The 13,352-nt window shown below is 68.3% G+C and carries 8 protein-coding genes; 3 read left to right on the forward strand and 5 right to left on the reverse strand.

Annotated features, from left to right (window positions below; all coding sequences use genetic code 11):
* Window positions 1-107 precede the first annotated feature (107 nt).
* Window positions 108-689 (forward strand): rhomboid family intramembrane serine protease, encoded by a 582-nt coding sequence (locus I8J34_RS16600; RefSeq protein WP_214362752.1) that lies wholly within the window; start codon window positions 108-110, stop codon window positions 687-689.
* Here I8J34_RS16600 and I8J34_RS16605 read toward each other — a convergent pair.
* Window positions 655-3,948, reverse strand: coding sequence for an EAL domain-containing protein (locus I8J34_RS16605; protein ID WP_214362753.1), 3,294 nt, complete (start codon window positions 3,946-3,948; stop codon window positions 655-657). The two genes, I8J34_RS16600 and I8J34_RS16605, sit on opposite strands and share 35 nt — an antisense overlap.
* 151 nt (window positions 3,949-4,099) lie before the next feature.
* Between I8J34_RS16605 and I8J34_RS16610 the strand changes: the two genes are divergently transcribed.
* A complete protein-coding gene (locus tag I8J34_RS16610; RefSeq protein ID WP_214362754.1) occupies window positions 4,100-4,921 on the forward strand; it encodes a crotonase/enoyl-CoA hydratase family protein in 822 nt (273 codons plus the stop codon).
* Window positions 4,922-5,068: 147 nt separating this feature from the next.
* On the forward strand, window positions 5,069-6,637 hold the full coding sequence (locus I8J34_RS16615) for an LCCL domain-containing protein (RefSeq protein ID WP_214362755.1): 1,569 nt from the start codon (window positions 5,069-5,071) through the stop codon (window positions 6,635-6,637).
* A gap of 57 nt (window positions 6,638-6,694) precedes the next feature.
* On the opposite strand, the gene I8J34_RS16620 is transcribed toward I8J34_RS16615, so the two are convergent.
* From I8J34_RS16620 to I8J34_RS16635, 4 genes are all read right to left on the reverse strand, one after another.
* The gene (locus I8J34_RS16620; protein ID WP_214362756.1) at window positions 6,695-8,485 is read right to left on the reverse strand and encodes an acyl-CoA dehydrogenase C-terminal domain-containing protein; all 1,791 of its coding nucleotides are present in this window, start codon (window positions 8,483-8,485) and stop codon (window positions 6,695-6,697) included.
* Window positions 8,486-8,607: 122 nt separating this feature from the next.
* Window positions 8,608-9,804, reverse strand: a complete 1,197-nt coding sequence (locus tag I8J34_RS16625; RefSeq protein ID WP_214362757.1) for an acetyl-CoA C-acyltransferase — start codon at window positions 9,802-9,804, stop codon at window positions 8,608-8,610.
* 88 nt (window positions 9,805-9,892) lie between these two features.
* Entirely contained in the window at window positions 9,893-12,274 is a 2,382-nt protein-coding gene (locus I8J34_RS16630; RefSeq protein ID WP_214362758.1) for a 3-hydroxyacyl-CoA dehydrogenase/enoyl-CoA hydratase family protein, read from the reverse strand.
* 252 nt (window positions 12,275-12,526) lie between these two features.
* The gene (locus I8J34_RS16635) at window positions 12,527-13,210 is read right to left on the reverse strand and encodes a TetR/AcrR family transcriptional regulator (protein WP_214362759.1); all 684 of its coding nucleotides are present in this window, start codon (window positions 13,208-13,210) and stop codon (window positions 12,527-12,529) included.
* Window positions 13,211-13,352: the final 142 nt, after the last annotated feature.

Here is a 13,352-nt window from a genome sequence, read left to right on the forward strand (position 1 = left end):
CTATACGTCGGCAAGCCCCGCCCTGCCGAGGTGTGCGATCCGCACCGGGATGAACCTCGGGCAGCGTCCGGCACTCTGACGTGAACCCCGAGCCCCGGAAGCCGCGCATGCCCCCCGTCACCCGCAATCTCATCATCGCCACCGTGCTGGTGTTTCTGCTGCAGCTGAGCGGTGTCGGTGGCGCGCTGGCGCCTTTCGCGCTGTGGCCGTCGCCGCTCAACGTGCTCGCCGCGCCCTGGCAGCTGGTGACCTACAGCTTTTTGCACGGCAACATCGCGCACATCTTCTTCAACCTGTTCGCGGTGTTCATGTTCGGCAGCGAGCTGGAGCGCGTCTTCGGCCCGCGCCGCTACCTGATGCTGTGGTTTGCCGGCGTGATCAGCGGCGCACTGACACAGGTGCTGGTGGGCATGCTGTTCGGCATGCAGGCGCCGGTGATCGGCGCCTCGGCCGGGGTCTTCGGGCTGCTCTTGACCTACGGCGTGCTGTTCCCCAAGCGGCGCGTGGTGTTGCTGATCCCGCCGATTCCAATGCCGGCGGCGGTGTTCGTGGCGCTGTATGGCGCGCTCGAGCTGTTTCTCGGCGTGACCGGGCTACAGACCGGCGTGGCGCACTTCGCCCACCTGGGCGGCATGCTCGGCGCCGGGCTGATGCTCAGACACTTCTGGCGGTCTCGGCGTCCGCGCTGAGCCAGGTGGCGGCGAAGACATCGGCCGGCACCGGCTTGCCGTAGAAATAGCCTTGCAGCAGGCGGCAGCCACCGGCGATCAGGAAGTCGCGCTGGGCGGCGGTCTCCACCCCTTCGGCGACCACCGCCATGCCCAGGTCGCGCGCCAGCGACATGGTGGCGCTGGCAATGGCGCGGTCTTCGGCGTCGTCGGGCAGGTCCTTGACGAAGGAGCGGTCGATCTTCAGCCGGTGGATCGGGAAACGCTTGAGGTAGGCGAGGCTGGAGTAGCCGGTGCCGAAATCATCCAGCGCCAGCGTCAGGCCCATGTCGCGCAGCCCCCACAGGCGCTCGACCATGTCGCCGCCGGCCTGCATCAGCGCACTCTCGGTGATCTCCAGCTCGAGGAGTTCGGGGTCGGCCCCGGTCTCGTCGAGGATGTCGCGCAGGCGCGCCTCGAAGCCGGCGTGGCGGAACTGGATGGCGGAGATGTTGATCGCCACGCGCACATCGGGCCGCCCCTCGGCCGCCCACTGGCGCTGCTGGCGGCAGGCCTCGCGCAGCACCCAGTCGCCAATCGGCAGGATCAGGCCAGAGGTTTCGGCCACCGGGATGAAGCGGTGCGGCGGCACCTCGCCCAGCTCGCGGCTGTTCCAGCGCAGCAAGGCCTCGCAGCCGACGGCACGGCCTTCGGCCACGCCCATCTGCGGCTGGTAGTGCAGCGACAGTTCGTCGCGCTCGAGGGCACGGCGCAGGGCGGTCTCGAGCGTCAGGCGCTGGTAGGCCTGGGCGTTCATGCGGTCTTCGAAGAAGCGATAGGTGTTGCGCCCGGCATCCTTGGCGCCGTACATGGCCAAGTCCGCCTGTTTGAGCAGGCTGTCCACGTCCTGCGCGTCCTGCGGATAGAGCGCGATACCGATGCTCACCGACACCACCAGTTCGTGCGCTTCGATGGCGAAGGGCGCGACCAGCGCATCGATGATCTTGCGCGCCACCGCGGCGGCATCGTCCGGCGCGTCGAGACGGGGCACCAGCACCACGAACTCATCACCCCCCAGACGCGCCAGTAGGTCTTCCTCGCGCAGACAGCCCTGGAGGCGCTCGGACACGGCGCTGAGCAGGCGATCGCCGACCGGATGGCCGAGCGAGTCGTTGACGGTCTTGAACTGGTCCAGATCGAGGAAGAGCACGGCCAACTGGTCGCCATGGCGCTCGGCGGCGGACAACAGGTGCGCGGTGTTGCGCATCCACAGGCCGCGGTTGGGCAGGCGGGTGAGCGCGTCGTAATGGGCCAGGTACTGGATATGGGCCTCGGATTCGCGCGCCTGCGTCACATCCTGCAAGGTGCCGCGCAGGCGCAGGCCACCGGGCGACATCATCACGCTCTCGATCTGGAAGTGGCCGATGCGGATGCTGCCTTCGGTGCCGACGAAGCGCCCGTCGAGCGCGGCGGTGCCCGGTGCCTGGCACAGGCGGTCGAAGACCTCGGCCAACCGCGGCCGGTCGGCGTCGACCATGCAGGCCAAGAGGGTATGCATGTTCATCACCGCCCCGGCGGGGATGTCGAACAGGCGGTAGAGCTCGTCCGAGGCGCTCAGCTGGCCGGTGGATACATCCAGCTCCCAGCTGCCCAACTGGGCGATGGCCTGCGCGCGCGCCAGTGCCACCTGCTGTTCGCGCAGCCGCGCGCTGGTCGCCGCCAGCTGCTCGGTGCGCTGGTCGACCAGGGCTTCGACCCGCCGGGTGCGGGCGCTGGTCAGCAGCAGGAAGGCACCCAGCATGCCCACCGCCAGCAGGCAGGTGACCAGGGTGATCCAAGCCACCCAGCTGCGCCGCTCGGTCGCATAGCTGGACAGCGCAGACACGCGCACATGCCACACGCGCCCGGCAAAACTAAAATCATCGACCCGGCGCAGCGCATCGTCCGTCGGCGGATCGTTTTCGCAGCCGGCGGGGCCGTACAAGCGCAACGCGCCCTGCTGCGGGTCGAGGTCGGACAGACACACGCGCAGGTGCGCGGCGCTGTCGCCGCGGAAGGCCGCTTCGATGGTGTCGCCCAGGCGCAGCGCCACGTAGGCCATGCCCAGGCGCACCGGCAGATCGGCGGTCTGCGCGGCATCGAACACCGGCTGGTAGATCACCACGCCGCGCTGGTCTTCCGGCTCCTGCTGAAGACGCAACGGCGACGTCGCCACCGGCATGCCGGTGGCCTCGGCCTGGCGCAGGGCGGCGCCGGAGGGCCCGAAGCCAAAGGGATTCAAGCCGATGACCACACGGTTGAGCGAGGCCGGCTCGGCATAGATGATCGGGTAGTAGCGCTCGGCCGGCACCACCGGCAACGCCCGCCCGGCCGCATCCCGCTCGAAGATCCGGAAGTCGGGGTCCAGCGTCTCGCGCATTCTGTGCTCGAAGGCCGGACGCTCGGCCTCGGTCACGCTCGGCGCCCAGCCCATCACCCGCAGGCCGGGATAGCGGGCGAACCACGGCTCGGTAAAGCGCCGGAAGGCGACGCCGTCCGGCGGGCCGAGCACGGTGATGGCGCGCTCCAGCGCCTGCAGCGCATCGAGATGATCCTTCACGTGGGTGAATACACGGCCCATCAGCTCGCTGGCATTGCGCTCGAAATCGTCCTCCAGCCGCTGGGCCTCCCAGCGTCCGATCTGGAAAATCATCACCGACACCATCACCAGCGCAAAGCACAGCGGCACCACCATCACCCGGCGGCGCGGCGCCCACTCCTCGCGCGGGCGGGCGATCAGCACGAAGATCAAGGGCACGAAGATCAGCACGCCGAGCGCATCGCCGGCCCACCAGTTCCACCAGCTGAAGGCGGCGTCCGCCGCGGGCATGGCCCCGGTCAGCACCAGCGTGGTCACGCCGACGCTGGCGCAGACCAGGCAACTCACCGGCCCGGCCAGGAACAGAAAGCGGACGATCTGCGCCGCACTGTCGAGCGGATTGGGAAAACCGGCCCAGCGCCGCGTGAGGGCCGCACCGGCCGCCGCCTGCAGCATGGCGCCGATGCCGATCACCGGCAACGCCACCCCGGCCGACAGCGGCAGCCCGGCCTGCCACAGCGCCACCACATTCACCGCCACCGAGCCCAGCCACACGGCCGGCAGCATCCGCCATCCATACAGCAGCACCCCGGCCAGCGCCACGCCGGCCGGCGGGAACAGCGGCGCGACATAGCCCGGTGCGATCGCCAGCTGCAGCGACAGCCCGCCGGTCAAGGCGTAGACCAGAAACAGCAGCGAAGCGTGCTTGAGCCAGGAAGGCATCGACATGGCGGGAAAAGGCAAAAAAGGACAGCGATTCTAACGGCAGACCACACCCGATCTTGATCGCGATGCGGTGCTGGCCGACCGCCGGCCGGCCCGCGCACGGGCGGGATCCGTTACCATTGCCTTTATTTCAAACGGACGTTTGATCATGAGCCTGCCCGCACTGCCGAATCTCGCCCTCAGCCTCGACGGCGGCGTCGCCCGCATCGCCTTCGACCGCGCCGATCATGCCAATGCCCTCGACGCCGGGTTGTGGGATGCGCTGCGCCAGGCCTTGCTCTGGGCCGACGCGACCGACGCCGTGCGGGTGGTCGTGCTGGCCGGCGAAGGCCGCCATTTTTGCGCCGGCATCGATCTGGCGCTGCTGGCGAGCGTGCCCGAACGCATCCGCCATGCCGATCCGGCCCGTGCGCAGGAGAAGCTGCGCCGGCTGATCCTCGACATGCAGGACTGCGTCGGCGCCATCGCCCGCTGTCGCAAACCGGTGATCGCCGCCATCCAGGGCGCCTGCATCGGCGGCGGCGTGGACATCGTCACCGCCTGCGACATGCGTTATGCCAGCGCCGAGGCGCGCTTCGCGGTGCGCGAGATCGACATGGCCATGGCCGCCGATGTCGGCACCCTGCAGCGCCTGCCGCGCCTGGTGCCCGACGGCATCGCGCGCGAGCTGGCCTTCACCGGTCGGGAGTTCGGCGCGGAAGAGGCGGCGCGCATCGGCCTGGTCAATGCGGTGTTCGACACGCCGGACGCACTGGCCGACGGCGTCGCCCGGGTCGCTCGCCAGATCGCCGCCAAGTCGCCCGTGGCGGTGCGCGGCACCAAGGCGGTGCTCGATTACGGCCGCGACCACAGCATCGACGACGGCCTGCGTTTCGTCGCCAACTGGAACGCCAGCGCCCTGCTCACGCGCGACATGCAGATCGCCGCCCAGGCCATGCAGACGCGCCAGGCGCCGCAGTTCGACGATTAGGGGCTGGGGGACCTTTCTCCGATTGCAAGCGCCGCGCGGCAGCCTATGCTGAAGCTGATGGCGGGAGCATGCGCTCGCGCCCGCACGGCACGGCGCCGCAGAGCAGGCCGCAAGGCGGCACCGGCGCCGACACCGGAGAACGCCGCCTTGGGCAAGACCGCCTTCATCAGCCATGCCTCCGAAGACGCCGAGCGCGCCATGGCGGTATGCGCCGCCCTCGAAGCGCAGGGCGTCAGCTGCTGGATCGCGCCGCGCGACGTCACGCCCGGCCGCGACTACGCCTCCGAGATTCTCGACGGCATCGCCGGCTGCACGGTGTTCGTTGTGCTGCTCTCGGCCGAGGCCAACGCATCGGGCTTCGTGCGGCGCGAGGTCGAACGCGCGGTCAGCAAGAACAAACCGGTGTTTCCGGTCCGCCTCGAAGCCGTGGTGCCATCCAAGGCACTGGAGCTGTTCCTCTCCTCGGCCCACTGGATCGATGCCTGGGATCCGCCGTACGAGGCGCATTGGCAACGCCTGGCCGCGGTGATCCGCGGGGAGGCCAGCGCGCCGCCCGCACCTACGGCGCGCCTTGGACACGGCACCCGGCGGATGCTGGCCGGCACCGTCGCACTGATGCTGCTCGTCGGTATCGGTGGGTGGCTTGTGCACGACCCGGCACCGCCCGCGGTCTCGTCACCGCCCGTACCGAAAAACGACCCATCGCCGGCCGCCATGCCGGCATCGCAGCCCGCCCCGCCGGCGCCCACGGCCGCCGACACCCCGCGCGCCGAGATCGCCATGACCGCCGCCGCGTCCGATGCCGGCCCCTGCCCGCAGCGCCTGTCGGTCAATCCCGCGCTGGAGACGCCCTTCGCCTGCCGCTGCAGCGCCGAGGCCGTGCGCGAAGGCACGGTGTGGGGCACCGATGTGTATACCGACGACTCCGCCGTGTGCGCCGCGGCCGTGCATGCCGGTGCGATCGGCCGCGACGGCGGCCTGGTCACGGCGCTGCGCGAGGCGGGTCGGGACATCTACGTAGGCACCGCGCGCCACGGCGTCAACAGCCATGACTACGGCCGCTACGACCGCAGCCTGCGCTTTGCTGGCGCGCCGGCGCCGGCTCCCGGCCCTGAACCCTGCCCCCAGCGACTGTCGATCAACGCGGACCTGCCGCTGCCCTACACCTGCCAGTGCACGGCCGAGGCGGTCCGCCAGGGGACGGTGTGGGGCACCGACGTCTATACCCGCGACTCCGGCCTGTGCGGCGCTGCCGCCCATGCCGGCGTGGTCGGCAGCGAGGGCGGCACCATCACCGCATTCGACGCCCCCGGGCGCGATCTGTATGTCGGCACCACGCGCCACGGCATCGCCAGCAACGACTATGGCCGCTACGCCAACAGCCTGCGCTTCGACAATGCGGCGGTCGCGACGGGCCCTGAACCCTGCCCGCAGCGCCTGTCGATCAGCCCCGACCTACCCACCCCCTTTAGCTGCAACTGCAGCGCCGAGGCGGCGGGCAAGGGCACGATCTGGGGCACCGATGTGTACACCGGCGACTCGTACCTGTGCAGCGCGGCCGTCCATGCCGGCGCGATGCCGCGCACGGGCGGCGCCATCACCGTCTATCGCGAGGCCGGGCGCGATCTCTATGTGGGCAGCGCGCGCAACGGCGTGCGCAGCCATGACTACGGCCACTCCGCCAGCAGCATCCGCTTCCTGATCCGCACCTTCTGAACGCCGACGGCCCGCGCATGGCGGGCCGTCTATCGTCTGCGCAGGCCGGACGACGGGTCAGAACCAGTCTTCCTCCATTGCCATCAGCGGCTCGACACCGGCACGCGCGCTGCGAATCAGCGACGCGGTCTCGGGCAGCAGCTTGGCGAAGTAGAAGCGCGCGGTGAACAGCTTGGCGGCGTAGAAGCGGTCGCCGCTGTCGGCCTTGTCGAGCGCCACGCGGGCCATGCGTGCCCACAGGTAGGCGAACACCAAGTGGCCGACCACGCGCAGGTAATCGACCGCAGCGGCACCAACTTCCTCGGGGTTGCTCATCGCCTTCATGCCGACCTCGGCCGTCAGCTTGGTGACCTTCTCGCCCAGGTCGGCCAGCGGCAGCAGGAATTCCTGCATGCGCGCGTCCTGCATGTTGGCCATGGCGAACTGCTGGATCTGGGCACCGAACTTCTTGAGCTGCGCGCCCTGGTCGCCCAGCACCTTGCGCCCGAGCAGGTCGAGCGACTGGATGGTGTTGGTGCCCTCGTAGATCATGTTGATGCGGTTGTCCCGCACATATTGCTCCATGCCCCACTCGCGGATGAAACCGTGACCGCCGAAGACCTGCATGCAGTGCGAGGTGGCCAGCCAGCCGTTGTCGGTGAGGAAGGCTTTGACGATGGGGGTGAGCAGTGCCACGGTGGCCTCGGCGTCGCGGCGGGTGGCTTCATCCGGCGCGTTCTGCGCCTCGTCGATGAGCAAGGCCACCTGCATGCCGAGCGCGCGGCCGCCTTCGGCATAGGCGCGGGCGGTGAGCAGCATCTTGCGCACATCGGGGTGCACGATGATCGGATCGGCGGCCTTGTCCTTGGCCTTGGCGCCGGACAGCGCACGGCTCTGCGTGCGGTCTTTGGCGTAGGCGGCGGCGTTCTGGTAGGCCACTTCGGTCAGGCCGAGCGACTGCATGCCGACACCGAGGCGGGCCGCGTTCATCATCACGAACATGGCGGCCAGGCCCTTGTGGGGCTCGCCCACCAGGGTACCGACGGCGCCGTCGAGCACCATCTGGCAGGTGGAGTTGCCGTGGATACCCATCTTGTGTTCGATGGCGCCGCAGTAGATGCCGTTGCGCTCGCCCAGGCTGCCGTCGGCGTTCACATGGAACTTGGGCACGATGAACAGCGAGATGCCGCGGCTGCCGGCCGGCGCGTCGGGCAGACGGGCCAGCACCAGGTGGATGATGTTCTCGGCCATGTCATGCTCGCCCGAGGAGATGAAGATCTTCTCGCCGGTGATGCGGTAGGTGCCGTCGCCCTGCGGCTCGGCCTTGCTGCGCAGCAGGCCGAGGTCGGTGCCGGCGTGCGGTTCGGTCAGGCACATGGTGCCGGTCCATTCGCCGCTGGTGAGCTTGGGCAGGTAGGTGGCCTTCTGCTCGGGCGTGCCGTGGGCATGGAGGGCGTCGTAGGCACCGTGGGTCAGTCCCGGGTACATGGTCCACGCCTGGTTGGCGCTGTTGAGCATTTCGTAGAAGGCCTGGTTCAGCGTCACCGGCAGGCCCTGGCCGCCGTATTCCGGATCGCAGGACAGCGCCGCCCAGCCGCCATCGACGAACTGGCGGTAGGCCTCGGCGAAGCCCGGCGGGGTGGTCACGGCATGGGTCTGCGGGTCCAGCGTGCAGCCGATCTCGTCGCCCTCGCGGTTGAGCGGGAAGAGCACTTCGGACGCAAACTTGCCGCCCTCTTCGAGCACGGCGTTGATGGTGTCCACATCCAGCTCGGCATGGGCCGGCATGGTCTTGAAGGCCTCCTCGACCTTGAGCACTTCGTGCAGCACGAATTGCATGTCACGCAGGGGCGGGGTGTATTGACTCATCGCGATCTCCTCTATGCGGCGACCTCTTTCGTGCCGCGCTCAAACCGAACGTTCGTACGTTTTTAGAAGCAAAAAAATGGGCGGGTGAAAGGCGCCGACGCCACGCGCCGGCGCCTGCAGATTTACACGCGCTCGAAAATGCCGGCCGCGCCCATGCCGGTGCCGATGCACATGGTGACCATGCCGTACTTGACGGAGGAGTCACGCTGCATGGCGCTCATGATGGTGGCGGTGCGGATCGCGCCCGTCGCGCCGAGCGGGTGACCGAGGGCGATGGCGCCGCCCAGCGGGTTGACCTTGGCCGGGTCGAGATCGAGCTGACGCATCACCGCCAGCGATTGCGCGGCGAAGGCTTCGTTCAGCTCGATCCAGTCCAGTTGCGACTGTGTCAGGCCACCGGCCTTGAGCGCACGCGGGATGGCTTCGATCGGGCCGATGCCCATGATGTGCGGCGGCACGCCGGCCACCGAGAAGCTCACGAAACGGGCGATCGGCGTCACGCCATAGCGCTTGACTGCCGCCTCGCTCATCAGCAGCACGGCGCCGGCGCCGTCGGACATCTGCGAGCTGTTGCCGGCGGTGACCGAACCGCGCGCGGCGAACACCGGGCGCAGCTTGGCCAGCTTTTCGATGGCTGCATCGGCACGCGGGCCTTCATCGGTGTCGCACAGCGACTCGATCACACGGACCGTGCCGCCCTCGCCCGGCACATGGGTGCGCACGGTGTAGGGGGTGATCTCGTCCTTGAAGTGGCCGGCGGCAATCGCCGCGCAGGCGCGCTGGTTGGACTGCAGGGCGAAGGCGTCCTGGTCTTCGCGGCTGACCTTCCACTGCTCGGCGACCTTCTCGGCGGTCAGGCCCATGCCGAAAGCGATGCCGAAGTTTTCTTCCTTGGCGAAGATGGCCGGGTTGAGGCTCACCTTGTTACCCATGATCTGCGGCATCACGCTCATCGACTCGGTGCCGGCGGCGATCATCACATCGGCCTGGCCGAGGCGGATCTGGTTGGCGGCGTCGGCCACCGCCTGCACGCCCGAGGCGCAGAAGCGGTTGGTGGTCACGCCCGGCACGGTGTCCGGCAGGCCGGCCAGCAGCAGGCCGATGCGCGCCACGTTCATGCCCTGCTCGGCTTCCGGCATGGCGCAGCCGACGATCACGTCGCCGATCTCCGAGGCGTCCAGCCCCGGCACCTTGTCGACCACGGCACGCAGCACATGGGCCAGCATGTCGTCCGGGCGCACGCTGCGGAACATGCCGTTGCGCTTGGCCACCGGGGTGCGGGTGGCGGCAACGATGTAAGCGTCTTGAATCTGTTTCATCTGTGTCTCCATTGTGGGTGATGGGTTATTGGTGATGAATCGCTTGCGGGGCACCGCGGCGACATCACCCCTACCGAATCACCTATCACTAGTTCCTGAGCGGCTTGCCGGTTTCCAGCATGTGAACGATGCGCTGCTGGGTCTTCTCGTTCTTGAGCAGCGCCACGAACTGCGCCCGCTCCACATCGAGGATCCACTGCTCGCTGACCCGCGCGTTGGTTTCCACCTCGCCGCCGCACAAGGCGGTGGCGGCGGCCTTGGCCACGGTGTAGTCATGCGGCGAGATGAAGCCGCCCTGGGCCATGTTCATCAGCATCATTTCGCAGGTGGCGATGCCGTTGCGGCCGGCGACGGTGATCGCGTTGTTGATCATCGGCGGGCGGTAGCCGGCTTCGGCCATGGCGCGCGCCCGGCGGATCGCCGCGTAGAGCAGCTCGTGGGCGTTGAACAGGATGTCGTCCGAGGCCTTGGCAAAGCCCAGCTGCACGGCTTCGAGCGCGCTCTTGGCCACGGTGGCCATGGCGATGGTCTGGAAGCTGTTCTGGATGTAGAGATACACATCGCCGCCGGCCGCGCGCTGCGCCAGGGTGTGCGCCTGCAGGGCGAACTCCTTGCAGCCGCCGCCGGCCGGGATCAGGCCCACACCGGCCTCGACCAGGCCGACATAGCTCTCCAGCGCCATCACACGGTGCGACGCATGCATCACGAACTCGCAACCGCCGCCCAGCGCCATGCCCTGCACCGCAGCCACCACCGGCACCTGCGCATGCTTGAGGGTCATCGAGGCGCGCTGGAACTTGTCCACCGTGCGCTCAAGCAGGTCGAACTCGCCGGCCTTGAGCGCCTCGGCCACCTGCATCAGGTTGGCGCCGACGGCGAAGGGCGCGTCATGCCACACCACCAGGCCGTCGAGATCGCGCTCGGCACGGGCCACGGCCTCGATCACGCCGTCGAGCACTTCGCTGCCGATGGCGTGGGCTTTCGAGGTGATCGACAAAATGCCGATGCGCGCGTCCTGGTCGGGGCGCGTCCACAGGCGCACGCCGTCGTTTTCCCACAGCGTCTCGCCGCGGTCCTTCGGCGCCTCGCCGAGCACCTGCTCGGGATACAGCTGACGGTCGTACACCGTCAGCGCAGAGCGCGCCTTGAGCGCATCGTCGGCGGCGGAGTAGGAGCCGGCCGCCTCATGCACGCCCTGCCGCTCGAACACCCAGGCCGGCAGCGGCGCATCGGCGATCGCCTTGCCCGCGGCGATGTCGTCCTGGATGGCCTGGGCGATGTCGGCCCAGCCGGCGCCCTGCCAAGTTTCGAGCGGGCCCTTGCTCCAGCCGAAGCCCCAACGCATGGCAAAGTCGAGATCGCGCGCGTTGTCGGCGATGTCGCCCAGATGGTAGGCGCAGTAGTGGAACACGTCGCGGAAGATGGCCCACAGGAACTGGGCCTGCGGATGCGCGCAGGCGGCCAACGCTGCGAACTTCTCCTTGGGGTCGCGCAGCTTGAGGATCTCGTCCACTTCCACGGCGATCTCGCCGTTGGTGTCGCGGTAGGCCTGCTTCTGCACGTCCAGCACCTGGATCTTCTTGCCTTCCTTGCGATAGATGCCGGCGCGCGTCTTCTGCCCCAGTGCGCCCTGCTCGATCAGCGCACTCAGCCAGGCCGGCGTCTTGAAAAGGTCATGCCAGGGGTCGTCCGGCAAGGTGGCCTTCATGGTGCCGATCACGTGCGCCAGGGTGTCGAGGCCGACCACGTCGGCGGTGCGGTAGGTGGCGCTCTTCGGCCGGCCGATGTTCGGGCCGGTAAGCGCGTCGACTTCGTCGAAGCCCAGGCCGAGGCGCTGGGTGTGATGCATCACCGCCAGAATCGAAAACACCCCGACGCGGTTGGCGACGAAGTTGGGCGTGTCCTTGGCGCGCACGATGCTCTTGCCCAGGCGGGTGGTCAGCCAGGTTTCGAGATCGTCGAGCATGGCGGCGTCGGTGGTCGCGGTGGCGATCAGCTCGACCAGCGGCATGTAGCGCGGCGGGTTGAAGAAGTGGATGCCGCAGAAGCGCGGACGCAACTCGGCGGGCATGCCTTCGGACAGCGCGTTAATCGGCAGACCCGAGGTGTTGGAGGCGAAGATGGCATCGGGCCGGACATAGGGGGCGACCTTGGCGTAGAGGTCGAGCTTCCACTCCATCTTCTCGGCAATCGCCTCGATGATCAGGTCGCACTCACGCAGCTTGTCCAGATCGGAGCCATAGTTGGCTGCCTCGATGGACTGCGCGCGGTCCTTGCTGGCCAGCGGCTTGGGATCGAGCTTCTTGAGCCCGGCGATGGCCTTGTCCACGATGCCGTTGGGTTTGCCGTCCTTGGCCGGCAGATCGAACAGCACGACGGGCACATCGGCATTGGCGCAGTGGGCCGCGATCTGCGCTCCCATCACGCCGGCGCCCAGTACCGCCACCTTGCGAATGATCAGTTTGCTCACATGCTCCTCCTGTCACTTCCGTTGTTGTTTGGGCTGGCCTGCGCCAGCGGCATTCCGACTCGACTGCTGCATCGCCGCCCGTGACTCCCGCATCGGCGGCCGGGCTGTACGGGAAATATGGCTCCCGGCGCCGGCCTTCGCTACCTGCAGTGCGAGACTGCCACCCGGCCGGATTCGTTCAACGGCGAAAATAAATCGAACGTTCGTTTGAATTCTAGCGCAAAAAAATGGTTTGGCAAGCACTGCCTTCGCTCACTCACCCCGCAAAGCGCCCGCTTGTCCGCTCATCGGCTCCCCCGACGGCGCCGAAAAACCGGCCACGATGAAAGGCATCAGGCGCCGCAACACCGCCTCCGGCTTGCCCGCCTCCTCAAGCTGGTAGATCTCGGTCATGCGCATCACGTCCTTGCCGGCCATGGCATACGCCACCATGCCGACAAAGAAGTACATGCGCCACACCACATCGGCCTCGGACAGATGCGGCAGCGCCCGCTCGAAGGCCCGTTTGTAGCGCGCGATGGCCTCGGCATACTCGGTCGGGAAGAAATCCTCGACACCGGCCTCGGGCTCGTAGAAGGCCCGGCCGATCATCTGCTTGAACACCGCGCCCGAGAGATTGCCCTTGCGCGTCAGCCGCAGCGCCGACGAAATGAACGCCTCGACCAACACCGGCACCGCAATCGGCGCATCGCCCGCCTGCGCTTCCAGGCGGTCAAGATAGCCTACCCGCGATTCGCGCTGCCCGAGCGCCCGCGCATACACCGCTTCCATCAGCCCCTTCTTGGAGCCGAAGTGATAGCTCACCATCGCCAGCGGCACGTCCGCCTCGGCAGTGATCCGGCGCACCGAGGTGGCGGCGAAGCCATGCTCGGTGAACAGGTGTTCGGCGGCATCGAGGAGCCGGGTCTTGGTGTCGGCGGTATCGCTGCGGGACATGATCTCGGTACTGGGATCGGGATAGGGGCGGTCAGGTATTCTGACCGATCCCCTCCCACACCACCCGGCATGCGGGTCCGCACCGGGCGGTTCGAGCAGTTGAGGTCATGAGAGCCGAGGTACGCCGAGCCGGTCGAAGTAG

It is taken from the genome of Denitromonas iodatirespirans (assembly GCF_018524365.1).
GTDB classification, from domain to species: Bacteria; Pseudomonadota; Gammaproteobacteria; order Burkholderiales; family Rhodocyclaceae; genus Nitrogeniibacter; species Nitrogeniibacter iodatirespirans.

Coding starts and splice junctions, on each gene's coding strand:
- I8J34_RS16605 (WP_214362753.1), bottom strand. CDS start 3,948: ATGCCTTCCTGGCTCAAGCACGCTTCGCTGCTGTTTCTGGTCTACGCC.
- I8J34_RS16635 (WP_214362759.1), bottom strand. CDS start 13,210: ATGTCCCGCAGCGATACCGCCGACACCAAGACCCGGCTCCTCGATGCC.
- I8J34_RS16610 (WP_214362754.1), top strand. CDS start 4,100: ATGAGCCTGCCCGCACTGCCGAATCTCGCCCTCAGCCTCGACGGCGGC.
- I8J34_RS16620 (WP_214362756.1), bottom strand. CDS start 8,485: ATGAGTCAATACACCCCGCCCCTGCGTGACATGCAATTCGTGCTGCAC.
- I8J34_RS16600 (WP_214362752.1), top strand. CDS start 108: ATGCCCCCCGTCACCCGCAATCTCATCATCGCCACCGTGCTGGTGTTT.
- I8J34_RS16625 (WP_214362757.1), bottom strand. CDS start 9,804: ATGAAACAGATTCAAGACGCTTACATCGTTGCCGCCACCCGCACCCCG.